The 25630-nt window shown below is 38.5% G+C and carries 20 protein-coding genes; 3 read left to right on the forward strand and 17 right to left on the reverse strand.

Features of this window, described 5'->3' with window-relative positions; translation table 11 throughout:
* Positions 1 to 23 precede the first annotated feature (23 nt).
* The 10 genes from ACQKMF_RS09515 to ACQKMF_RS09560 form a co-directional block, all read right to left on the reverse strand.
* Positions 24 to 998, reverse strand: coding sequence for an ABC transporter permease (locus ACQKMF_RS09515; RefSeq protein WP_101221776.1), 975 nt, complete (start codon positions 996 to 998; stop codon positions 24 to 26).
* A 15-nt stretch (positions 999 to 1013) separates the two neighbouring features.
* Entirely contained in the window at positions 1014 to 1997 is a 984-nt protein-coding gene (locus ACQKMF_RS09520) for an ABC transporter permease (RefSeq protein WP_098186552.1), read from the reverse strand.
* Positions 1994 to 3541 carry a sugar ABC transporter ATP-binding protein gene (locus tag ACQKMF_RS09525; RefSeq protein ID WP_427572767.1) on the reverse strand — a complete coding sequence of 516 codons (1548 nt, stop codon included), beginning with the start codon at positions 3539 to 3541 and terminating at the stop codon, positions 1994 to 1996. The genes ACQKMF_RS09520 and ACQKMF_RS09525 overlap by 4 nt, the downstream gene beginning before the upstream one ends.
* Positions 3542 to 3560: 19 nt before the next feature.
* Positions 3561 to 4535, reverse strand: a complete 975-nt coding sequence (rbsK, locus tag ACQKMF_RS09530) for a ribokinase (RefSeq protein ID WP_402942258.1) — start codon at positions 4533 to 4535, stop codon at positions 3561 to 3563.
* Positions 4532 to 5221, reverse strand: coding sequence for a ribulose-phosphate 3-epimerase (rpe, locus tag ACQKMF_RS09535; RefSeq protein WP_048677821.1), 690 nt, complete (start codon positions 5219 to 5221; stop codon positions 4532 to 4534). The genes rbsK and rpe overlap by 4 nt, the downstream gene beginning before the upstream one ends.
* A 192-nt stretch (positions 5222 to 5413) precedes the next feature.
* Positions 5414 to 7027: a response regulator transcription factor gene (locus tag ACQKMF_RS09540; protein ID WP_427572770.1), complete on the reverse strand. Its 1614-nt coding sequence runs from the start codon at positions 7025 to 7027 to the stop codon at positions 5414 to 5416.
* Positions 6993 to 8864: a cache domain-containing sensor histidine kinase gene (locus ACQKMF_RS09545; protein ID WP_427572772.1), complete on the reverse strand. Its 1872-nt coding sequence runs from the start codon at positions 8862 to 8864 to the stop codon at positions 6993 to 6995. The genes ACQKMF_RS09540 and ACQKMF_RS09545 overlap by 35 nt, the downstream gene beginning before the upstream one ends.
* On the reverse strand, positions 8854 to 9891 hold the full coding sequence (locus ACQKMF_RS09550) for an autoinducer 2 ABC transporter substrate-binding protein (protein WP_427572774.1): 1038 nt from the start codon (positions 9889 to 9891) through the stop codon (positions 8854 to 8856). The genes ACQKMF_RS09545 and ACQKMF_RS09550 overlap by 11 nt, the downstream gene beginning before the upstream one ends.
* 1014 nt (positions 9892 to 10905) lie before the next feature.
* Positions 10906 to 12159: an L-rhamnose isomerase gene (gene rhaA, locus ACQKMF_RS09555; protein ID WP_427572776.1), complete on the reverse strand. Its 1254-nt coding sequence runs from the start codon at positions 12157 to 12159 to the stop codon at positions 10906 to 10908.
* A 182-nt stretch (positions 12160 to 12341) separates the two neighbouring features.
* Positions 12342 to 14411, reverse strand: coding sequence for a bifunctional aldolase/short-chain dehydrogenase (locus tag ACQKMF_RS09560; RefSeq protein ID WP_101221768.1), 2070 nt, complete (start codon positions 14409 to 14411; stop codon positions 12342 to 12344).
* Between the two features lie 702 nt (positions 14412 to 15113).
* Here ACQKMF_RS09560 and ACQKMF_RS09565 point away from each other — a divergent pair.
* The gene (locus ACQKMF_RS09565) at positions 15114 to 15872 is read left to right on the forward strand and encodes a GTP cyclohydrolase II (protein WP_402942248.1); all 759 of its coding nucleotides are present in this window, start codon (positions 15114 to 15116) and stop codon (positions 15870 to 15872) included.
* A 339-nt stretch (positions 15873 to 16211) separates the two neighbouring features.
* Here the strand turns inward: ACQKMF_RS09565 and ACQKMF_RS09570 are convergent, their stop codons facing one another.
* From ACQKMF_RS09570 to ACQKMF_RS09590, 5 genes are all read right to left on the reverse strand, one after another.
* Positions 16212 to 16583, reverse strand: coding sequence for a hypothetical protein (locus ACQKMF_RS09570; protein ID WP_427572779.1), 372 nt, complete (start codon positions 16581 to 16583; stop codon positions 16212 to 16214).
* A 63-nt stretch (positions 16584 to 16646) separates the two neighbouring features.
* Positions 16647 to 16874 carry a hypothetical protein gene (locus tag ACQKMF_RS09575; RefSeq protein WP_402942244.1) on the reverse strand — a complete coding sequence of 76 codons (228 nt, stop codon included), beginning with the start codon at positions 16872 to 16874 and terminating at the stop codon, positions 16647 to 16649.
* Between the two features lie 992 nt (positions 16875 to 17866).
* Positions 17867 to 18880 carry a bifunctional metallophosphatase/5'-nucleotidase gene (locus ACQKMF_RS09580; protein ID WP_427572781.1) on the reverse strand — a complete coding sequence of 338 codons (1014 nt, stop codon included), beginning with the start codon at positions 18878 to 18880 and terminating at the stop codon, positions 17867 to 17869.
* Positions 18881 to 18928: 48 nt separating this feature from the next.
* Positions 18929 to 19156, reverse strand: coding sequence for a twin-arginine translocase TatA/TatE family subunit (tatA, locus tag ACQKMF_RS09585; RefSeq protein WP_101221764.1), 228 nt, complete (start codon positions 19154 to 19156; stop codon positions 18929 to 18931).
* Positions 19157 to 19214: 58 nt separating this feature from the next.
* A complete protein-coding gene (locus ACQKMF_RS09590) occupies positions 19215 to 20660 on the reverse strand; it encodes an alkaline phosphatase PhoX (protein ID WP_260357336.1) in 1446 nt (481 codons plus the stop codon).
* Between the two features lie 610 nt (positions 20661 to 21270).
* On the opposite strand from ACQKMF_RS09590, the gene yyaC reads away from it, so the two are divergent.
* Positions 21271 to 21804: a spore protease YyaC gene (gene yyaC, locus ACQKMF_RS09595; protein WP_230176480.1), complete on the forward strand. Its 534-nt coding sequence runs from the start codon at positions 21271 to 21273 to the stop codon at positions 21802 to 21804.
* Positions 21805 to 21896: 92 nt separating this feature from the next.
* On the opposite strand, the gene ACQKMF_RS09600 is transcribed toward yyaC, so the two are convergent.
* The gene (locus ACQKMF_RS09600) at positions 21897 to 23207 is read right to left on the reverse strand and encodes a CitMHS family transporter (protein ID WP_230304141.1); all 1311 of its coding nucleotides are present in this window, start codon (positions 23205 to 23207) and stop codon (positions 21897 to 21899) included.
* Between the two features lie 251 nt (positions 23208 to 23458).
* The gene (locus tag ACQKMF_RS09605; protein WP_034313052.1) at positions 23459 to 24322 is read right to left on the reverse strand and encodes a LysR family transcriptional regulator; all 864 of its coding nucleotides are present in this window, start codon (positions 24320 to 24322) and stop codon (positions 23459 to 23461) included.
* 149 nt (positions 24323 to 24471) lie between these two features.
* On the opposite strand from ACQKMF_RS09605, the gene ACQKMF_RS09610 reads away from it, so the two are divergent.
* Complete coding sequence (locus ACQKMF_RS09610) at positions 24472 to 25599, forward strand: 2-methylaconitate cis-trans isomerase PrpF family protein (RefSeq protein WP_402942239.1); 1128 nt, start codon at positions 24472 to 24474, stop codon at positions 25597 to 25599.
* Positions 25600 to 25630 lie beyond the last annotated feature (31 nt).

The raw sequence follows: 25630 nt of genomic DNA on the forward strand, positions 1-25630 counted from the left end.
CAGAGATTACATGGTCATGTAAATTACGCTACAGAGTTTGAAGGTAACTTCTTTTGACTTTTTTCATCTAATTTCGTTTTCACGAAGTTTATGACCAATACCGTGATTAAAATAACCCCCATCATTACAGTTACGATCGATCGTGGTACACCCATTAAGTTCAATCCACTTGATAACATTTGGAAAATGACCACTGCGTAAACAGTGCCGATAACTTTGCCATAACCACCTTGAATTTCAGTTCCGCCAAGCACGGCTGCCGCTACACTTTGTAATAAATAAGAAGATCCCAGATCCACTTTTGCAGTATTATAACGGGATGTCATAATAATGGAAGCAATTGTGGCAAGAAGTGCCGCATATAAGTAAACCCTCATTAATACCTTGCTATTATTTACACCTGAAAATAATGTGGCGATCGGATTGCTACCCACCATATAAACACTTCTGCCCCATTTGGTTTTTGACAGCAATATAGCTGTTATTATTGCAAATAGTACAAAAATAATGATGGAAAGAGGAACGATCCCCATATAGTAGCCGTTTCCAATTAAGCTATAGCCCTCACTGAATCCTGAAATTGAATTTCCCTTCGTAATGCTTAAGATCAAACCTTCAAAAAGCACCATCGTTCCGAGTGTTACCAGTATTGGCGAAACACCGATTTTTGAGATGAGTACGCCGTTAATCAATCCGCAGCTCAGCCCGACTAAAACACCGATTAAGATTGCGCCTAGCATTGGGTATCCGCTGCTTGCCATAAGTGCGATTGTCACGCCAGACAAGGCAGCTGTATACGTAATCGATAGGTCAATCCCTCCAGTTACAATCACCACCATCATTGCTAATGCGATTAAACCAAACTCCGGGAGCTGGAACATCATATTGGTTAAATTATTTGAAGAAAAGAATCCAGGTATTGAAAAACTCATTAACACAAACAAGCCTGCTGTAATTACACCTAAAGTATTTTCTTTTGATATTGAAAGCCGTTTCATTTTTTCACCTCTTTCTTACGCTTCCACTTCAATTTTCGCTAACTTATCTTTTGAGCGCTTATATTGAATGTGGTCGTATGACACAGCCAGTAATATAATCAATCCAGTGAATACTTTTTGCCAGAAGGTATCAATTTTTGCCAAGATAAGTCCATTTTGTACAATGCCTAGCAGAAGAACGCCCAAAACCGTTCCCAAAATGGTACCGCGCCCCCCCATGATGTTCGCACCGCCCAAAACAACGGCTGCTATGACCATCAGCTCCAGACCAAGCATTCCATTAGGATCCACAGCCTTTGTATATGCTGTTTGAGCAATGGCTGCTATTCCTGCAAGAAACCCCATATAGGAGAAAACAAATATTTGAACTTTGTCAAAATTTATCCCAACCCGAATGGCTGAATCTTTATTACCGCCAATCGCCAATACTTCGCGACCGATTAATGTGTATTTCAAAATATACCAAGTAAACAGTGCCACTGCGATAAAAATTAGAATGATGATAGATATACCAAACATCTCAAAACTGGCAAACTTGATGAATACGGTTGGAAAACTGCTGCTGTTCAAATACTGTCCATTCGTAATGTACAACACGAGCCCATTAATGATACTCATCATTCCAAGTGTCACGACAATAGCTGGAATTTGAACCTTTGCAACAAGCAGTCCATTCAGTGCACCTAAACAAACCCCAAGAAATGGCCCAATCAAAAAGAGTAATAGTATAGAGATGGGATGGTCAGGCATGAGCATCATTACTTTTCCAACGATGACACAGACAGCGCTTGTAACAGCGGCCACCGATACGTCAATCCCGCCAGTGATGATTACAAGTGTCATACCCACCGCCAGAATTCCAAGTACAGCATTCCCTTTTAGTACATCCAGCAAATTGTCTACAGTTAAAAAATACGGGCTTAAGAATGTCAATGTAATACATAGAAGCAAAACAATCATTGCGATGCTGATTTCCTTCGACTTCAAAATGGCGTTCATGCACGTACCTCCTCTTTTAGCGGAAGCCCTTTTTTGGAAGGAGATTGAGAACCAAGCAGAGCATAATTCATGATATTTTCCTGTGTCGCTTCTTCTATACCAAGCTCTCCGGCTATTCTTCCATGTCTCATGACCAAAATCCGATCACTGACTGCAAGTACTTCTGGAAGCTCTGAAGAAATCACAATAATGCCCATTCCTTCAGCTGCCAGTTCCCTCATTAACTTATGAATTTCTGACTTCGCCCCAATATCAATCCCATTCGTCGGTTCATCAATAATTAGGATTTGTGGTTTAGTAGAAAGCCACTTGCCGATCACGACTTTCTGTTGATTTCCGCCTGACAGGTCACCAGCTGCCCTTTTAGGCAAAGCGGGTCTAACATCTAGCGTTTTCATATAATGATCAGCCAGCTTAACTTCTTCCTTTCGCTTAATCAATTTGAATTTATTTCTCAATTGTTTCAAAACAGGTAATGAAATATTATTGATTATGGACTGGCGAAGGATGAGTCCTTGCGTTTTTCTGCTTTCTGGAATATATGCAATCCCTTGCTTTACAGCATGTTCAGAAGACTTGATTTTAGTAGAAACCCCATTTATTTTCATACTTCCATCGTAGGGTCTGTTGACCCCGAATATCGCCTGTGCAAGCTCTGTTCTTCCTGATCCGACAAGTCCTGTAATCCCAAGGACCTCTCCAGCTTTCAATTCAAAGGAAATATCTTTAAAGTTACCTTCTTTTGATAAACCATTCAGTTCCAAAAGAGTTTTTCCTGTTTTTCCTTTAACCATATTCTTGTTATATAAAATCTGACGTCCCACCATTAGTGTGATTAATTTATCTTCATCAAGTTCTTCAGTTTCATAAGTGCCTACATATTTCCCATCTCGCAATATTGTAAATCGATCGGAAACAGTAAATAACTCTTTTAACTTGTGGCTGACAAAGATTATGGAAATTCCGCGATTCTTTAATTTTTGTATAACTTTATAAAGCTTTTCAACTTCCCCTGCGGATAGGGATGAAGTCGGTTCGTCCATTACAATCAACTTGGAATCAAAAGCGAGGGCTCTGGCGATTTCAATCAGCTGCTGTTGAGCAATGCTTAATTTTTCAACGGGTGTATGAACATCAATCTCAAATTCTAGTTCTTTAAGTGCCCGTTTTGCTGTATCCTCCATCTCCTTCCATCTAATCTTTTTCCATGGTTTTTTGTCACTATCCCGGCCAATATAGATATTTTCAGCTACAGATAGGTTTGAAAATAAACTTAAATCCTGATAAATGATTGAAATGCCTTTTAGCGTAGCATCAATCGGTTTTTGAATTTCGGCTTCTTTTCCTTCAAAGTAAAACTTGGCCCCTAGGTCCGGTCGATAAATGCCAGCTAATATTTTAATGAGAGTTGATTTCCCGGCACCATTCTCACCTATTAACGCATGAACTTCTCCTTTTTTCACTTCAAGCTGAACGCTATCCAGTGCTTTTACACCTGGGAAGGTTTTACTGACATTCGTCATTTGCAATAAGAAATCAGACATGTTTCTCTCCTTTCCAACCTTAATCAGTCATAAATTGATTCAACTTTTGTTTTTTACCATAATAATTAATGTTATTGGTTTCACAAAAATGTTCCACTTCTGCTAGCCTCGGCACACCATCTTGGGCCCCCATTTTCGTTACCTTCATCGCCGCTACAATTGAAGCAAACTCGGCTGCTGATTCGATCGTCTCCCCATCTGCAATGGCACAAGCAAGGGCGCCTGCGAACGAGTCTCCTGCCCCCACTGTGTCAACAGCTTTTACAGCAATGGGCTCGATAAAGTTTGTTTCACCGTTTTGATAAACCAATGCTCCTTTATGGCCCAACTTAATAATGCTATTCTCCACGCCAAAATGATTCTCAAAGAAAACACCCGCTTTGCATGCACTTTCCTTCGAGTTGACGTCGATCCCAGTCAACACTTTTGTTTCCTGCCAATTCGGCGTAATCAAATTGGCATACGTCAGTGCTTCAGTCGTTACCCCTTCTGCCGGAGCAGGGTCCAGGATAATAAACATATTTTTTTCTTTAGCCCTTTTCATGGCTTGTAGAACAGCCTCATTAGGAATTTCCATCTGTACAAGTAAAACAGCATAGTCATCACTGATGGTAGAAAAACAAATGTCAATATCACTTCTTGTCAAATGTTCATTGGCCCCTTTAATGACAAGCATGGTGTTTTCTGCTGTAGCATCTACTGTAATGACTGCGCATCCAGTTGGATGTTCTGCAACATGTTTCAAGGAGGATATGTTCACGTTATTTTGAAGAAGAGAACGTTCTATTTCATGCCCGAATGCGTCGTCGCCAACCGCACCGATCAGTTTTACTGGTTTTCCAAGTTTAGCGCACGTCGTTGCTTGATTTGCGCCTTTTCCACCACTTAATAGTTTCATATTTTCTCCGAAAATCGTTTCCCCATGCGCTGGATATTGATTAGTGACTGCGACAATATCCATATTAATACTCCCTACCACTACAACCCCTTTCATGCACAACCCTCGTTTTTCATTTTCATTTGCTCTAAGAATGCCCGGAGTTGGCCAACGGCATCTTCCAGTAATACATCGTTTTTAAATAAACAGGACGTCCCGCAAACCAACATGTCGGCTCCATTTTTCAATACACCCGGAATGGTTTCGAACCCAATGTTTCCATCTACCTGAATATCAATTTGGTAGCCTTCCGATTGAATTAATTCTTTTATCTTTTTTATTTTCTTATACATAAGCGGTACAAAGGACTGCCCGGCAAAACCAGGATTCACCGTCATCACCGTTACATAATCGACTACATCCAATACATGTTCAAGCTCTGTGATGGGGGTTGATGGATTTAAGGCTACCCCTGCCTTAATCCCATCATTCTTCAGCTTTTGTAGTGATCTCTGTAAATGGGCAGTTGCCTCTGCATGAATGGAAATCATATCTGCCCCCGACTGAATGAAAAGATCTAAATGGTCTTCCGGTCTTTCAACCATTAAGTGAACATCAAATGGTTTATCCGAGAATTGCCTAATGCGTTTAATTAGATCCGGGCCCATTGTAAAATTAGGAACAAACGATCCATCCATTATATCTAGATGAAAGAAATCAACACCTGCACGGTCTAATCTCATTACTGATTCTTGTAAATTCCCCATATCTGCACACATAAGTGAGGGTCCAATTAAGGTCATATAAACACTCCCGTTCCATTTCGTCTTTTATCAAGAAAGCGTTTCCCTCATAAAGGAAGCGCTTTCTTTTCTGATACTTTCACTATAAAGGGAATTGGCATAAGCTGGTAGGTGATAAAATTCGGGTAGGGGGGATTTTCTTCGGGACATTTTCAATGTAGACATAAAAAAAAAGCTCCGGAATGGAAGCTTCTACTTTTTCACAAAAAACTCATGAGTATCTCGATATTGAGACGGAAGTTGTCCTGTCCATTGCTTAAACAGCCGACTAAAATATTTGGTATCTTGATAGCCTACTTTTGAAGCGATATCGTAAATCTTTAAATCTGTATGACTTAATAATTCCTTCGCCACTTTTAACCGTTCATTGGTTACATAGTCAAGCACGGTTTCACCTGTCTGATTTTTAAAATACTCACAAAAATAGGTTGAATTTAAATGGACATGATTGGCAATTTTTTTTATTGTGATGTTATCGCCTATATGTTTTAGAATCCATTCTTTTGCCTGGCGTATGGGATCTGTTTGGTCATTTTGAAATGCTGCTTGCTTTTTTAACATATTCATGACCCAACGCTCCGTCTCCTTTTTTAAATGATTAAAATGAGAAGAATCCTCGGCAATGCTAAAGGCTTCCTCAAGTAAAAGCGGAAGGTCTTTAAAACCATCACTTTTAATCCATTTATTAATAATTCTAATAGACAAATAGCGAACCGATTCTTGTATTATGAAAGGGGAAGTGACATCTTTCAGTTCGTTAAAAAATTGCCTGAGAGAACGAATGGCAGCTTCTTCACCATGCTCCATCGCCTCCACTGTCTCTTCTGCCCATTTATAGATGGATGGCGGCACTTCAATCACTTTATTATATGATATATGTTTAAGCATTTCAGTTCTGAAAATTTTATTGCCTCCTTGTATCATTCGATATTGCAAGGTAGATCGTAATTCATCTTTAATATTTACTAAAAGGGTAAGGTCATTAAACTCATTCCCAAGGGCAATGGAAACCGTAAAAGGGGTTTGCCGTTGGACACTTGTTTTTAATGTTATACACAATTGCTCCAAAGCTGTAGGGGTAGTATCCTTAATCAATAACCAACTGGCATGTAGACTATCTTTCCACATCCAATGCGTTGAATGATCATCTAGTAAGTCTGTTATAAGTTTTTTTATTACATCATTCCATCCACCCCAATCTTCTGGTGAAAAACTTTGGGTTTTGGCAGATGTATGATCGATTCCAATATGGATCAGGGAATAGGTTCCTTCTGGAAATTGCCGCGTCCATTCAAGTAATGATAAGTCCATTGCATCTTTCCACGTAATTTCCATCAGCAATTGAAGCTGCTTTTCATGGGTTAATATCATGGCTCTTTCTTCTATTTCTCCTATCTTTTCCCTTTCCTTTCGTGCCTCAATTACTTTTTCCTGCACAGTCTTCAACTGCAGTTTAAACTTTTCTCGATCAATCGGTTTCAATATATAATCGACAGCTCCTTCCCTTAGGGCAGTCTGTACATAGAGAAAATCATCATACCCGCTTATAATGAATGGAAATAGCCTTGGTTTAGTTTTTTTCAAATGTTGAATTAACGTTAACCCGTCCATGACAGGCATTTGTACATCTGTTATTAATACATCAACTTCTTCTACTTGATTGATAATTGCATCGTATGCCTCTTGACCATCGGAGTAAACACCTACAACATGCCACTCTTCCCCACAAGATTGTACTAGTCTTTCTATGCCTCTTCTTATCCTTGGTTCATCATCTACAATGACCGTCCTGACCCTTTGTATCATCTCTGTTCTTCTCCTCTCCTTGAACATACATGCTTACTTGTTGGGCATTTATTTTGGGAAGTCTAATAATCACACTCGTTCCCTTTCCGTATTCGCTATTAATTTGAAGATTATATTGTTCCCCGAACATCATGCCAATTCTTGCATTTACATTGATAATCCCAAAGCCAGAGTCCCGTTTCATCATTGGATCCAAACGTAACTTTTCATTTAATTCAATTAATTTGCTTTCTGTCATCCCTGGTCCGTTATCACTGACTATCAGCAAAAGATATTCCTCACCTGTCTGAGTTTCCTCTTCAGAAATATGTATTTGAATGTCTATTTCCTTTCTTTTTTCCAATCCATATTTAATGGAATTTTCAACGATTGGCTGTAAAACAAACTTGGGTATATAATAATTAACTACATCTGCTCCTTTTTCTATCATAAAATGCAAACGATCTTCAAAACGGAATTGTTGGATGCTTAAATAATCTTCAATGTGCTGAACCTCACTGTTTATAGGAACCAAGCTTTCTTTATTACTGATTGAAAAGCGCATCATTCTACCAAGCAGAGTCACCATCTTCACGACTTCATCGCTCTCTCCTTCTTCCACAGCCATGCCTATGGTTTCCAGCGTATTATACATAAAGTGAGGATTTATTTGAGATTGAAGGGCGTATAATTCAGCTGTTTTTTTTCGCAGTTCAATGTGGTAGTTTTTATGAATCAGCTCTCTTATCTCTGCAAGCATTGATCGAAAACTGTTCGCGAGCATCCCGACTTCATCCTCGGAATGTATAGGTATATCTACTAATAAATCACCTTTTTCCACCCGCTTCATTATATCTCCTAATTCGTTTAGTGGACGTGTAACGGTCCAGGCAAAAAAGATAGAGATCAATGTAGTAATGAGTGTAAAAAGGATAAAAACGAAAATTGTCACATTTCGGATAACATCCGTTTTTTCTGTCATGTTTTTGATAGGCATGCTATGAACGAGTACCCATGGCAGCTCATTTGATTCACTTATACTGATTAAATTCCGTTTTCCATCGATTTCTGTACGAAAACTACCATTCAATAATGGGTAATCATGTATCCCTTTTTCCACTGTACCAATTTTTGAATGATCCTTATGATAAATTATCTTCCCCTGCTTATTCATGATCCACATCGTAACATTCTCTTCCTTTTGCAAATCCTGAAGTGATTGCTCAAAAAAGGCTACATCGATTGCTATATAGAGCGTTCCTAAATTTTTTCTATTATCGAAATCAGTAATTGTTTTGACCAGCATAAAATAGGAGGGATCCCCTTCAAACGTTAAATTAGTCTGATTAGGAAGGAGCAACTGCATCTCGCCTAGCAATCCTAGGTCATCTGCATATGGCAAGGAACCATCTTCAAAACCAAAACTGTCATAATGCAGACTTGTACTTGCAAATGTACGATTCTTGGAAACAAGAAACGCCCCCAAAATATGAGATGAATTGTTATTTAAATAGGTTCTTGTCAAATAACTCTTCATGATATATTCATCGTGTAGCAAAACCGATTTTTTTTTTGATTGGCTGTCTCTTAAAATAGCCATAACATCACCGGAATTATAAATTAAATCAGGTAAGGTCTCTAGTTTTTGAATGTCATTTTCAATGTTGCCATTAACCTGTTTAACAAGACGGGGAATATATTCGCCTACTTCTTCTTCTATTGATTTTGTGTATTGCCAGTATGCAATGAACCCAAGGAAGGCCATAGGTAGAACCGTTAATAATGTATAGGTTGTAACTAGTTTTGTCGTTAAACGCAGGTTTTTTATCTGGATAGGCTTTTTTCCTTTAAAAATCATACTGGTTCACATTTCCCTTTGTAAAATCGATGGGCTCTCCCATAATGACCATGTCACCGTTGAATTTAATCCTACCTATGTTCTTAATGTTCTGTCCTTCATACGGAAATTCATCATTCAATAAGTTTTTTGCTAGGCTAACAGTCAAGTAACCTAATTTTTGTGGACTCCATAACGTAATGGTCTGGGCAGCCCCTTCCTGTAAATATTCATTCATTAAATTAGGAGTCGATGTACCGACTACGGCAACCTTGCCGATTTCCCCTGCATCTTTCACAGCCTGAGCCGCAGCAGGAGGATTAACCGTTGAAATACCAATAATTCCTTTTAGGTCCGGGTATTTTTTAAATAAATTTTGTGTTACCTTATACGCTTTATGAATATCTTCGTTTGTAAATTCCACTTCAACTAGTTTCATAGTTGGATAATATTCTTTTTGTTGGATTTGAATCCAATCAATCCATGTATTAAGATTGGCAGCGGTAGGAGATCCCGTCATAATCGCAAACTCCCCTTTTTCTTCCATTTCAATAGCGAGGGTATCCATTACATGCCTGCCAATTATCTCAGGATCTATCATGTTCACAAAAAAGCTTCTGTATGATGCATTAGTATCAGAATCCCAGGTGATCACCTTGATTCCTTTACGCTTTGCTTTTTTCAGCACCCTGCCTAATTTATATGGATCATTTGCAGATACCGCAATTACGTCCACTTTTTTTTCAATTAATTTTGTTATAATCTCTTCCTGCTTTTCAGAACTGGGGGTAGGTGGGCCTGTATATATGACCTTAACACCTAAGTCTTTTCCCGCCTCCAACGCCCCCTCCTCTACCGCTTTAAAATAAGGTATTCCGTCAATTTTAGGTATAACAGCTATCGTATACGAATCTTTTTTATTCTCGACAGGTTTTGTATTGACGTCGATACTTTCTTCATCATTGTAAATAATCTCGTATTCTGCAGAATGATCACAGCCGCTTAGTATAAATAAAAACAAAATAAAAAAGATGGGCATCCTTAACATGATTAGCTACCTTCTTTCTTAAATTCTAAACATTAGCACGTATCATGGATATTGTAATAAGGAATGACTTAAGAAGTGCTTTTCTCATCCGGTTACATTCACCGCTGCTTCTTTCTAAGAAAACGGTTTCACAAATGATGGATTTTACCGGGAGTATAACCTTAATTTCTTTACTAAAATAGGAAACCTTTATATACTTTCAGGTTTCCCTATAATATATTGTCCAGCCATGTCCTTCTCTGTTATGTTCAACCACTAACTTACACAAAAAGCGAGATGGAAACTGGAAAAATCGTATTTTAGCAACAAGAGTGAGCGACTTTCTCATTCTCTTCTATATGTATTAAAAATATCTCTATTGTACATTTGAACCCCATCATTTTTTTCTTTTTATTATTGATTTTTACTGTTTTTGAAAGGTTTGTCAATTTAAATTTCACAAACATTTTTAAAATTCAAATAATATTTTTATATAGTTTCACTTGCTCATAGTGTTTCATTTGTATTGGAAAATTACAAAGCAGTCTACGCCATTACATTTTCTATATCCTTTTTTCATAGTGCTTTTATTATCTTAAACTGTAGATTGATACCTTCAATCCAAATCCTCCCCTTTTAGAAAAAGTTACTTTAACGATTCCTCTTCAATCCTCAGTCTAATTTTCAACTGGTTAAATCAATTTGTTGCACGAGACTCTCATTCCGGATTTAACACAAATTGACTAGCTTTCATGTCTATTTATTAACGTGCAATCAAAAAAAATATACCCATAGAAAGACCTGTGTCATAGATCGTTATAGGTATATTTTATAAAGGAATTACCTTTCTAATAAGTTTTCCTTTTTAACTATATTAATTTTCTAATTTAAACAAAAACTTTTTTACTTTTTCTCCACTTCTTCGTTATATTTCGGTAATTCCAGACCATTCACTCGGGACGAATCGATAGACCCCATATTAATTCAGCGGAATTAGTCACACATCGGTTTGCGGATTCAGGACAACCTGTTATTTTAACGCTTTGCTAAAACATCACGTTCATATTCTTTCACTTGCGTCAGCCATCTTTCCTTTACCGGTACATTCATTTTTTCACAATAATAATCCCAAATTCCACCAAATGGATAGGTTTTAAATTCCTCCATTAATGCCAGTCGCTCAGTAAAATCGCCTTTTTCTTGCAGTTCTTTCAAATGATCGTTCGGTACAAGTAAGGCATATAAGAGGGCCTTAATCATATTACGCGTACCAATCGTCCAGGCAGCAACACGGTTGATGCTGGCATCAAAGAAATCAAGACCAATGATCACCTGGTTTAATGCATCATTGCGAACAATTTCAAGCGCAATTTCACGAAGCTCATCGTCTAAAATTACGACGTGGTCACTGTCCCATCGAACCGGGCGCGAAACATGAAGTGCTAGTTTATCACTGTATAATAGCATCGAAGAAATTTTGTTCGATACAGTTTCAGTCGGATGATAATGACCTGTATCCACTAAGCAAATCTTGTTATTTTTCAATGCGTAGCCAAGGTAGAATTCATGCGATCCTACGACATATGATTCGGAGCCAATACCGAATACTTTACTTTCCACAGCATCCCAATTACATGTTTCATCCACTTCTGCTGTAAAAATTCGATCAAGGGATTCTTTTAATCTCTTTCTAGGTGTCAAACGGTCGCTTGGAATATCTTTGTAGCCGTCTGGAATCCATATATTTGTTAAGCAGGGATTGCCTAGTTCACGGCCAAAGTACTCTCCGATTTTTCGGCTGGCGATGCAATGATCAATCCAGAATTCACGAATTTCTTCATTTGGATGAGAAAGTGTCAAGCCGTCTGCTGCTTTTTCATGGGAAAATAGTGTCGGGTTAAAATCCAAACCAAGACCGTTTTCTTTAGCCCAATTCAACCAGTTTTCGAAGTGCTTTGGCTCAAGCTGATCGCGTTCGACTGCTTCTCCATTTGTTTCCGCATAAATGGCATGCAAATTGACCCGATGTTTCCCCGGAATGAGAGATAGCGCTTTTTCAAGATCCATGCGTAGCTCTTCCGGCGTAGTGGCTTTCCCTGGATAATTTCCCGTTATATCAATACCGCCAGATAATTCACTTTTGTTCACTTCAAATCCACCAATATCATCACCCTGCCAGCAATGAATCGAAATGGGCACCTTTTTCAGTGTTTCGAGTGCCGCATCAACATCAATTCCCCAATTCGCATACGCTTGTTTCGCTGTTTCGTACTGTTCTTTAATTGTCATATCGTCCCATCCTTTTAACGGATTGAATTGATTACTCCATGATTCCTACTACCTTTTCACATATTCTTCACTTACCATAATTTGCAGTGCATACTTAATCTATTATTTTTCGATAGATTGATTCCACCTATGACAAACCCTCCACTTAAAGCAACAAAATCCAAGAAAACAGGCAAAACCTATCAGCGATTAAAAGCTCCAGGTACACCGCCGTCTACAGTGACCATGCAACCCGTTGTTTTGTCTGCTTTTGATGAAGCGAAAAACGCTATGGACTCAGCAATGTCTTCCGGGAATATGTTTACTAGCAATGTCGTACGTTTTTTGTAATGATCTTCAAGCTGGTCTGGTTCTATTCCGTATGCAGCGGCACGCTCTTGACGCCAACCCGATCCCCAAATGGAAGATCCTTGTAATACGGCGTCTGGCAAAACAGAATTAACACGGATTCCGAAATCACCGCCTTCCACTGCAATGCATCGTGCTAGATGTGTTTCAAGTGCTTTGACTGAACTGTAAGCAGAAGCATTTTTTCCAGCGTAAACAGAGTTTTTCGATCCCACAAATACCATATTTCCTCCTGTTCCCTGTTGTTTCATTTGCTTAAAAGCTTCACGTGCTACAAGGAAATAGCCTGTCCCCAGTACATTCATGTTTAGGTTCCATTCTTTTAAGGTTGTTTCATCAAACGGGCTGGATGTGGCAAGGCCGGCATTGTTGACGATAATATCAATTCCCCCAAATGTAAGAGCTGATTTCTCAAAGGCATCCTGTACCTGCTCTTCACTGGTAACATCCATTTTAAAAGCTGCAGCACGTATTTCCCCGTATTCTTTATTGATTTCATCCGCAACTTTTTCAGCTCCTTCAATATTTAAATCAGCTAGAACTACATGGGCACCTTCAGAAACTAAACGCCGTGCTGTTGCGCTGCCAATACCGCCCGCACCGCCTGTAATGAAGGCTACTTTGCGTGAGAACTCCGCTTCTGCCGGCGAAAGAGACAATTTATAAAGCTCAAGTGGCCAGTATTCAACGTTATATGACTCATTTTCACTGAGAGATACGAACTCGCCAAGTGCTGTTGCCCCTTTCATAACCGCAATCGCTCGATGGTAAAGTGCTCCGCTCACGTTTGCCATGGCTACGTTTCTGCCTGTGTTGACCATTCCGACACCTGGAATCAAAATAACTCGTGGTGCAGCCTCAAACATCACATCTCCTTCGTTTTTATTGCGCTCGAAGTATTGCTTATATTCTTCCTTATATTGTTGAATACCCGTTTTAACTTTTTCCACCAAGGATTCAGTCCGTTCATTTTGAGGATCCCAGTTAATGAAAAGCGGCTTCATTTTTGTATGTACAAGGTGATCCGGGCAAGCGGCACCGACTTGTGATAAGGCTGCCGCATTTTTGCTATTCAAAAATTGCAGGACATCATCTGCATCGTCAAAAGTTAAAAGCATTTTTTTCTCCTCGCCCACAGCACCGCGGATAACCGGCATAATCGAAGCAAGTACCTTTTTGCGCTCTGCTTCAGGTAAAGAGTCAAATGCCTGTCCACCAAATGCATCTTCTTCATGCTGGCGGCTTTTAATAAACTCTTCTGCTTCCGTTATGATCGAAATGGTTTTTTCATAGGCTTCTTTCGATGTTTCACCCCACGTAACCAATCCGTGTTTTTCCATTAATACAAGCTCGGCTTGCGGGTTATTTTTCACACCTTTTGCGATCATTTTAGACAAAGTGAAGCCAGGGCGCTCATATGGTACCCAGACAAAACGATCACCGAAAATTTCATTGGCGACTTCTTTTCCATTGTCTGCACAACAAAGACTAATAATTGCATCTGGATGTGTGTGGTCAACATGTTTAAAGGGAAGGAAGGCATGAAGTAAAGTTTCAATCGACATACGTGGATGCTTACTGTCGATCATGCAGTGTGACAAATATTCAACCATATCTGCATCAGGCATGTCATCACGCTCGATTAAAGGGTGAATATCCGCTAGATTCAAACCTGTGAAATTGCCCGCTTTCATTGTTGCAAGGTCGGAACCGCTTCCTTTAACCCACATGACTTCAATTTCCCGGCCACGAAAATCCTTTTCCATTGTTTTCATGGATGTATTGCCGCCTCCCCAGTTGCAGACGGCTCGATCTGTACCGATTAAATTAGACCGATATACCAGTTCTTCTACTCCAGATGTCACTTTTGACGCTTCTTTATCATTCCATAAATTATTAACCATTTTGTTTTACCCCCGTTTATCTTTATTTGTGTTTGTTTTATTGTATAACACTTTTGTTTTCATTTGAAGAAGTTTTTTTAATTGTTTCCAATTTTACGAAAACAAGGAAAATCGTTGAGCGTGAAAGACAATGGATGTATCCGCATTTTCAACAATCCAAATCATTCTGCAAGGTAAATATCATCTAAAAAATCACCATTTTCCTTAGATGAAGTCTGTAAAATAAACGTAAATACAACAAATGACCAGGAATGTAAACACCATGTCCCTTCCATCTTAGAAAAAGAAAGATGCAAAACTTCCCAAAGACTTCGCAGGACATTTCCTACGGAAAGACATAATTTTCACGGGTAAACAGGCAGCTAGACAAACTTCTTTCTAATCCAAATACCATTGATGCAATAATGCTTCTCAATCCTTTTTACTGAAATTAAGAGATACAGTGTTTTTAATCGAATTCCATTTGAAAAATCGGTGCTGTGGCTTTATTGAGGTTATATGAGTTACTGTTCAAATAAGAAATGGTCTTGGGCTTTCACACCAAAGATGGGGTTAACCTTTTGCTATTGTCTTTCGTTTTAGTACATTTGGAGCTTTTTTTTCTATTTAAAATCAAAGATTCACAAAAGAGTGGATTGGGTACAATATGAAATGAACTAGTAAACGTTATCGTAGTATTAGAAGTTTCGGGAGGAAGTTTATATGATTAATGAAAAAGTGGCTTTGATATTAGAAGATAAAATCAACGTTATTAAAAGTGATGAAACATCCATTTATTTAGTCGGCCCAATCAAATTACCCGTTAACTTAGAGGGCGAAACAATTATATTCCAGTGGTATTGCTGGTTAAGATGTGAGAATATGGCGGGTCATTTTTGTGGTGACGGCACTTATAATATAGAAAAGATCATTGAAACTTTAGCCTCTTCCAACTTAGCGGAAATGCAGCAATCAAGTGTGTTACTGTATGGAGATTTCCAACATTCAGCTGAAGCCCTTATTCGGATGCATAGTATTTGTCATACTGGGGATATATTTGGCAGCAAACGCTGTGATTGTGGCTTTCAATTAAAGCAGGCTATGAAAATGATTGCAGCTCAAGGATCCGGAGCTTTATTTTATTTAGCGAATCACGAAGGAAGAGGCATCGGATTATTTAGTAAAGCCATGGCTTATGTTCTGCAAGAAAAAGGATTGGATACGGTTGAAGCGAATTTGGAGCTTGGATTTGTGGATGATGCACGTAACTATGATGACGCCATTCGGGTGTTAAAAAAACTGCGCTCTAATCCAGTGACTCTTATCACCAACAATCCGAAAAAATTAGAAGCCCTTCAAAACTCAGGTGCCAATGTTGCAGGCAGAGTTCAGTTATGGGGTGATATTTCCGAGTTTAATGAAAAATATTTAAAAACTAAAGTGGTTCGTTCCGGTCATTTAAAAGATAGTAAAAAAGAATGACTTATTTGTTTTATATGAAATTGTTTATACCCCTGAATAGGTTTGAATTTTAGGAATAATCGTGGGACCTCTAGAATCCATGAATGTATTATCCTGTAGATATGCTTTAAAAAATCATTTGTCATGGAAATCAAATGTGTTATTAAAAGATTATTTGATAAAAAGGTAAAAAAGATATCGATTCGACCAAACTAGTTGTTGAAAAAGGAATTTATTCCAAAAAACATATTCAATACTGAGTTTCTCACAATGTCATTCAATACAATCGCAGATTTTTTGATAAAAAAAAAGAGGGGATATCCCCCCTCTTTCTATATCATATTATCGTTGTTATATACCCTATGTCCCCAAAGCTACAAGGTTGATGACCTTCCCTTCCTTATTGCTTTTGCTGCTCGTATCGTTTTGCAAAACACAATCATTCTTCCCGATGATATGGTTAATCAGCATAACAATTAAGGGTGTAACCGTGATTACCGATCGATACCAGACAGTTGTCGTCACTACTGCAAAGAGCATTCCCAATACTGCACCTCGGCCACTGCTATAACGTGGGAAATAAATCATCAAAACAATAATGACGGCTAGAGTGGTTCTTAATGCCCTGGCAAAGCAGACCGTACTTAGTATATCTAGAGCGAAAATCGCAAGTGAAATGGGAATCCACCCTAAAACAATTGTGGCAGTCCTGGCAAATCGCAGTGAATTCAATAGAAAAGCAGCCGGAGTTGAATTACAAAAAGGACCCTTAATGTTTTTCCTAACCCTTCTCAGTTAATCTTGGATTTTTCCATTAATGACAACACACTTGCCATTTGTAGGTTGCTTTATCATCCTTCCATCCTTGATGTATACAGTGTAAGTATTATTGACTTTAGCATCTAATCTTGCTAGGTCTCCCATTCCTGCTATGATATTTTTAACCGCTTCCCTCTTCAGGTTATTCATAACTTGCTTTTTCCATTGTTCCCGTTTGTTTTTTTGTATATTAACATCAACCATCAGGATCCCATCCTTCTTGTTTGATTTATGTCTTTTCAATAATATTGTATTATTTTTTTATCATCTTGTTACACGTATGCTTTTCCTTATTAAGTTCTTTTATGTATAACATCACAGGTTACCGTAAAATGAAAACACATACGAGTAAAAGGGATATAAATAAAATGGCTCACGCTAGGATAACAAGAAAATACATAAAAACAGGATGCAACGGAACGTTGCACCCTGCCTGAAAAAGGGGTTTGCTTCATTTCGAATCAGCATAAATTCTCTGCGATAAACACCTCATCTACATTTGAGTAAGAACTGGTATCTGACTAGAGTTTACCATCCAAAACAACCATCCCCTATATCTTAAAAGTTTCATCAACTTTCAAAGCATAAATGACAATTATTGAATGAGTTTTCTGCTTTTACGTGCAAGAGAACCATCTCCTTGCTCGAATCGATTTTTTAATGAAGCTACCTGTAGTTAAGTTAAACGTCTTTAACTAACACCTCATTTACTATATGATGTGAATCATACGTAATCAGTAGCCCCTTCTTCTTTATTTATAATGACCATTAGCGGTAAAAAAATAACTGGTTGTTTATGGATATCGTGAATTGTTTAAAATCAATTTATAGCTATATAATGAAAAACTCATTAGTACTCTTTCTAACGATTTTCAGCAAACAAAAAAGGCATTTAATGGTAATTCAAGTGAAAATCTTCGCAATCTCAATGACATAACATATGCTTTGTTCCCTAACTTTTTTTTTGCACATTAATTAGTGGTATTAAAGCTAAACTAAACAGACAAACTCTACACTAGCTCAACTCTGTCAGTTGAAATGGCGGGAAATGAGCAAAAATAAAAAGGCCGCAAGTCAGTTAGTTTTCACCGACTTTCTGGGACAGGCCCTTGCAGTCTTTACTTTATCATTAATATAGAAAGGACAAAGCGAATAACCTCGCTTTGTCCTTTCCTCATAGCATTATGAAGATTTGATTATTGCGCTTTCAAATCTGCACGATAATCGTCTATAATCGCTTGTATCTCCGGATCTGCCGGAACATTTGTGACGTCGTAGAGGAATCCATTGGATTCGACCAAAGTCATTTTGGCGTCAACGACTTCAAAAGTCAAATTCAGGCGGCCCAAGTAATGTTCTTGTTCTCCGCCAGCTTGAGTAATTGGCACCATCACCTCTCCGTTGAATTCGTATTCGGGAGTTTCGATGACCTTGTGTGTATCTGCCCCGATTACCGCTGAAACTCCGGAAACCTGAGCCAGCTTATGGTCTTCAGGATTTCCGGCATGCGAAAGGACAATGTTAACGTCTGACTTTTCACTCACTTCAGGAAGCAACGCATTCAAGGCTTGAACCGGTTCGATGAAATCGAGGTCTGCAACATCATCCCAACCGCGAATTTCCGGCTTCATCGATGTGAGGCCGATCATGCCGACTTTAACGCCATTGAAAGCAAAATTCTTCCAAGGTTTTACATTCTGAATGTACTTTCCTGTTTCCCTGTCAATTACATTACCAGTAAGGATGGGGAAATTCACGTTGCGGTGGTAATCTTTTAACTGTTCATAACGGCTGTCCGGTGTGCCCTCCCCGACAGGGTAAACGCGGAAGTCGTTGTTTCCTAGAGCCATCGCATCATAGTCCAAAGCTTTCAAAAGGGACGTCTCCAACTCTCCTTGACCCGCCTGAAACTCGCCGCGCAGGAAGACATCCCCGCCATCGACGAGAAGCACATTCTCCTCTTCATTGCGCACATTTTCAATGATGGTGGCATACTTCGCAATAGAATTGTGATGAACGGTTCCATCATCCAGCGAGACGATGTCATCCAGATGACCATGAAAGTCATTCGTCTGGAGAATGGTGAGTTTAAACTTCTCTCCCTCCTTGAGCTTTTCCTCCGCATCTGCCGTAACGGGCTTTGCGACAAAAACGGCAGCCATCGCCAGCGAAAAGCAGCCCGTCAAAAATATCTTTCCCATTTTTTTCATACTATTTCCTCCAAGCAAATTACTCTATTAAGTTGTAAAACAAGTTATTTAGTTTCCGGTCTTTTCGGATTTCTCAAGACCTACTAGTTTATTTTTCTCTTCAGAGTTAGTTTTTTCTTCTTTGTCATGGCTGATCAAGTCATTTGTTGCTTTTTTAAATTCTTTTAAAGTGTTTCCAAAAGCACTTCCGATTTCCGGTAATTTCGAAGGACCAAAAATGATTAACGCAATGACTAGAATGAGAATTAGGCCGGGGATTCCGATACTAGATAACAAACGTCTCACCTCCTATACCATGATGGTTTGATAGTACTCAAAAAAATGCGTTCATTACTTATAAAATTGGCATACCATGACGCTCTAAAGCTGCTGCTTCTAATATAGACATACCTTGTTCTTCTGCGAATGCAGTAAGTTTATCCGAAACAACAGGAGCAAGACTTGCTGGCGGTTGAGCCTGGTTCATAGCTCGTCTACGGGTAGAATTTCTGCGTGCAAATGGTCCCCAAATCGCGAAGGTAATACCTGGTGTTTGCATATTTACAAAGAAAGTATTTCCATCTGGAGAAAATGTAGGGCCAGCAAATTCAGAACCGTTCATCATATTTTCAGCAAAAGTATAAATATTTCCTTCAGGAGTTAATCCGACAATACGATCATTACCGCCACCATCTTCGGCGATCCAAAGATCTCCCCAAGGAGTGATTGTAATGTTATCCGGTGCTTCTAAATCATTTTTATCAGTAGACTCATAGAATAGTTCTAAGGTGTTTGTCGCTGGAGTGTAGCGATAAACACGGCCAAGGCGTGCTGAACCTGCACTTGTATCATCAAACCATAAAGTACCTTCAGAAAAATAAGCCCCTTCTAAGCGGCTAAACTGAATACAGCCTTTATCCTTAGCATCTTGCTGTGCGATTTCAGGATTTAATTTTTTCCAAACAATCCCGAATTTTTGTCTAGTACTAAATTGACTTGCTGCTGCAGCCGGCAATTCCTCGATTGCTGCCGCTTCAAGGAGACCGCCCTTTTGCAGAGAACCTAGCTTTTGACTTCGGTCATGTGGGGTAAAACGGTACAAGAAGCTTGGACTTGCGTCTTCGGTTAAATACCAAATTCCTGTTGAAGGGTCAACATGCCCAGCTTCATGGGAGAAATAACCCATATCACGGATCGGTGTTCTTGACATTTCGTTTTCAGGATCAAGCGGATTTACTTCAAATACAAAGCCATGTCCCATATCACGAGTTTCTTCCATTGTTAACCAAGTGCCCCAAGTCGTAGCACCACCAGCACAGTTACGGATTGTACCTGAACTTGATACATACTGATCAATGACCTTGTTATTTTGTCCAACGATTAATGTGGTTGTGCCGCCGGCAGCACCAGCACTCCAAGGTTTTTTTCCGTTTACAGGGTAATCCGAATTTGTCCCATTTTCATGGTTTCTTACAAGAATGGTTGTACCCTTCTCTCCTTTATAGGCAGCCATTCCATCGTGGGCAGAAGGGACAAGGTCACCATTAGGCATGATATCACCAGTTCGTGAAAGCATTTTGTAATGAAATCCCCTTGGCAGATCAAGAACTCCATTTGGATCTTTTACTAGTGGGCCATAGCCACCAAATCCACTTGTTGGATTGCTGGATTCCGCAGCAAATCCTTTTGTAGCTCCCGCAAGAGAAAATACCCCTGTTGAACCAAGTGTTAATGCTAATGTACTCATTCCGCCAACTTTTAAGAAATTACGTCTGTTTAAACCGCTATTGCTAGATTTCATCAACATTACCTCCAAAAAATCTTTTTTAGGGATGCTATATTCCTTATAGCAAACTCTACCCTTAAAATTAACAGACCATTTTAAATGCTCTGTTAAACCCATGTGATTTTATTCCTTCACATGAAAGATAAACCAAAAGTCATGGTTTATTCGAAAACAAAGGAGGTTATAACGACATTTATAACATGTAACGGATGGAAATTGGTGGAATTAGTCAAAAATGGAGAAAAAACTAAGGATTTTGTCATAAAAAGAATGATGCAGAATATTAAAGCTTATTAATAGTTTGTAAATATAAGAGATACACTATGACAAACTAGTTAACCGATTAATTCTACCCAAATCCAATAAAATTTTTGAAAGGGGTATCGGTTAAAGACATGCTATATAATTGATCTAGAAATATTCTAGTTGTAAACCTACTCCCACTTACTCGCATGTTTTGAATTACTGCCATTTTTCAAAATGTTAAATACTAATAATTTAAAAATATCCATCCGTCTCAAGATATGCTCATATTTACATGCATGATAACTTTTTAATTCGTATAATAGAATAAATGGGAATCAAAGTGAGTCTAATTTACAAAAGGAGGGAGCAGATTTGTTCTGTGGAACCAAAAGGCGAAGAAATAAACAGTTTAGCATTAAAAGTCAAAGAGATTATTCAATCTTCAGGATGTCAAAATGAAGATGTAATCTTTCTGTGCATTGGTTCAGATCGATCGGTTGGGGATTCATTGGGCCCTTTAGTCGGGACGATGCTAAAAGAACACACGGTGCCTTATCGTGTTTACGGTACCTTGGAAAATCCCGTTCATGCATTTAATTTAAAAGAGACGTTGAAAGAAATTAAAAAACAATTCAAAAGGCCTCTTATTTTTAGTGTGGATGCTTGTTTAGGGGATCAAAACCAGGTCGGTTATGTTTTCTTGAAGGATGGACCTCTTGTCCCAGGGAAAGCTTTAAAAAAAGTATTACCTGAAGTGGGAGACTATCACATTATAGGAATGGTAAATTATATAGATCCGCTGCCAACGATGCAATTTTTAAATGATACTCGTCTTTACACGGTTATGAATTTGGCGAATAAAATCGTAAAAATCATTACTCAAGCGACCGGCGAGACTTCTAGACCTTATTAAAAGAATGGGCTGTCCCAAAAACCACTAATAATAATTGGTTTTGGCACAGCCCTAATTTTTTAAGTTCGAGAATTTAATTGATAACGTTACACTTAAATAATAGCCCCTGTCAAGATAGCAGTAATAATAAGGACTAATGAACAAATTAGAGCCCATTTAAATGCATACCGCTGTAGTTCCCCGATATCTGTCTTTACCATCCCTACCAGTAAAAGAGTTGAGGCCACGAGTGGACTTAAGAAATGTACAGGCTGCCCCAGTACGGAAGCTCTGGCAATTTCTAAAGGACTCACACCATAAGCTTCTCCTGCTTCGGCAAGAATTGGTAAAACACCAAAGTAGTAAGCATCATTTGATAAAACGAACGTAAATGGCATACTTGTGAACGCAACGACCATCGGTAAAAAAGAGCCTAAAGAATCCGGAATGATGGCCACTAATGAATTTGCTATGGCGTCTACCATTTTCGTTCCGGAAAAGATCCCTGTGAAAATACCAGCCGCAAATACTAATGTAACAACGGTGATAGCGTTTCCTGCATGTGACCCGATTCGCTCTTTTTGCTGTTCTAAATTAGGGTAATTAATGATTGAAGCAAGAACAAACCCGATTAGAAACAACACCGGTACAGGTACTAAGCCCATTACAAGTACGACCATGACTGTGAGCGTCAACAAAAGATTGACCCATATTAATTTAGGGCGCTTTAAATCGTCTTGTATGGCGGAAGCTACAGCTGCTTCAGCAAGAGCCCCTTTCATTTCAGGTGCAGATTTGATATAAACAACGCCAAGCCTTTTGCGCTCTTTTTTACCAAGTACATAAGCGGTAAAAAGAATAGCTGCTATTCCTGAGAATAGTGTTGGGATAATCGGGACAAAGAATTCATTTGCATCCAGACCTAATGATGCTATTGCTCTAGTTGCAGGTCCTCCCCAAGGAGTCATACCACTCATAATACTGACAGCCAGCATAGAAATAGTGGCAAGAATAAGTGGATTCATACCAAGTCGTAAGTAAAGAGGCAGCATGGCGGAAATCGTAATCATATGAGTCGTGGTACCATCACCATCCAAGGCAACGGTCATTGCGATTACCGCTGTTCCTATCGCTATTTTAACCGGATCCCCTTTTACGATTTTCAACATAGTTTTAATAAGTGGATCAAATAATCCAGCGTCAATCAGAACTCCGAAAAACAAAATAGCGAACAATAGCAAAGCGGCTGAAGGTGCGACAACCTTTAATCCATCGAGCATCATATCTCCGAGCTCTGGACCAAATCCGCCAATTAATGCAAAGATAATTGGAATGACTACAAGAGAATTAACAGGTGATAACCGTTTTGACATGATTAAATAAGTAAAGACAACGACCATTGAAATTCCAAGTAAAGTTAGAATATTAATCCCTCCTATTAAAGAAACCGCTTACAAATTGGATAAAGAGTCTTGAATAATTAAAAAATATTACATATTATTTTCTGCTTCCCTGTTGCTTTGTTTTCTATTTTTAGAATAGTTCATATCATTAAATAAGTGAAATACATATTTTTTGTACTTTTCCGAAAAAAAAACTTATAATCCATTTTATAATAAGTTAAGAAATCCAAAAAGCACAATGAAATTGTCAATAATTTCATCGTGCTTTTTCGTTAAAGATTGGAATTTTTATTCAAGAAATCAATAAAGTTTTTCACAGTAGAGAGTTTTAATGAATCCTGATTATACATTAACCAAGTATTTCTTAACACCGGCTTCCCATTTTTGTAGGATAACCCGTATGTATGCAAATTATCTGAAGGCTGCAGGCATATTTCCGGCAGAATAGAAACACCAAGATCATTTTTGACCATCTCTTTGCACGTCTCCTGCCGATCCGTTTCCATTGTTACAAATGGTGGCTCTGGGAATCTATCATGCCACCAGCCATTTATTAAGTTTTTTAAAGAACTGTCGGTCTTATAATTTATGAATGGAAGTTCTGGCAAATTATCCAAGTCTACCTCTTTCTTAGAAATTAAACAAAGTCTTTCTTTATGCAGTAACGATTTGATTCCATACCATTCATAATTTCCACGCAGTATGCCTAATTGAACACTAGAGGAATCCAGAAGATGCATGATTTCAGTACTCCAGCCTGTATTCACATTAAATTGTACATGAGGATATTGTGTTGAAAACTTTTTCAATATTTCTGGTAGTTTATATTGGGCAAAGTTGCTGGAAACGCCAAGCCTTAACGTTCCTCTAACTTCATTTTTCATATTCAGCATATAATCCTTCGTTTTTTGCAACTTTTTCACCATTTCTTCCGCATAGCCCGCTAAATGTATCCCTTCTGAAGTGAACTCAATGCCTCCTTTTATTTTGAAAAATAGGTTTGTGCTAAATTCTTTTTCTAAATTTTTAAGCCGGTACGTAAGCGCCGGCTGCGATATATATAAACGCTCTGCGGCACGGCTAATGTTTTTTTCTTCATATAGTACCCTTATCGCAATCCAATCTTTTTCGTCCACTTAACCATCTCCCGATTTATGGATTATAAGTTTTTTTATCATTTTTATTAAAAAAATATGTATTTTACTTATGAATAAACATATCATACTATATTTTCAAAGGAACCGGTAGTGCTATAAATATTGATTTGAGAAAAGGTGGTTATACAATGAAAGTACCTGTAGTTGTAATGCGCGGCGGGACAAGTAAAGGTGTGTTCCTTAACTTTGAACATATGCCTTCGAATCGCTCACTCTGGGAAGATTTTTTACTTGACGTGATGGGCAGTCCGGATCGGAGACAGATCGATGGTCTTGGAGGAGCGAATTCATTGACAAGTAAAGCAGCGATCATCAAAAAATCAGATTCACCGGAATTCGATGTGGAATATACATTTGCGCAAATCAGTATCGATAATCAAATGGTTGATTTTAAAGGAAATTGTGGGAATATTTCATCTGCTGTAGGACCTTACGCAATTGAGCAAGGATTAGTCCCTATACAAGAACCTGTAACAACGGTGAAAATTTTTAACGTGAATACACAAAAACTGATTATTGCAGAAGTTGAGGTTGAAAATGGACATGTGAAATCAGAAGGATGCTGCTCAATACCTGGGGTTCCTGGTAAAGGATCACCTATTTATCTTTCTTTTACTCGTGCAGAAGGAGCAGTTACTGGAAAACTTTTCCCTACTGGAAATCCGATTGACATGATTAAAACCAAGGATCGGCTAATTCAAGTTTCTATTATTGATGTTGCCAATCCACTCGTTTTTGTAAGGGCACAGGATATTGGTCTAAGCGGAACCGAATTACCCAATGATTATTCACAGGAAAAATTAAATGAACTGGAAGAAATCCGATCAATTGCAGCTGAAATGTGTCAATTTTCCGATAAGAAATCAGCTACTGTCAAATCTCCTGCTGTACCTAAAATGACTATAATTGCTCCTCCTATGGATTACGTCGATCTAAACGGATCTGAAAGAAAAGCGTCAGAGATGGATTTGATGATCCGAATGATGTCAATGCAAAAGCCCCATCAAGCGCTTGCCATTACAGGAGCCATCTGTGCAACAGCAGGGGCTTACTTACAGGATACGGTTTTATCTGAGATGGTGAACATTAAACACGAAATTTTCCGATTAGCCCATCCTGCGGGGATAATGGAAACAAAGGTTGATTTCTTGGCAGGACACATACGTGCTATTAAAGTGGTACGCACAGCAAGAATCATTTTGGAGGGATACGTGTACACGAAAAAAAATTACGAGCATTCCTATCAATTAGCTTGATTTGAATTGATCTGCAAATTACAGCAAAAAA

The sequence above is a fragment of the Peribacillus sp. NPDC101480 genome (assembly GCF_050277335.1).
Lineage (GTDB): Bacteria > Bacillota > Bacilli > Bacillales > DSM-1321 > Peribacillus.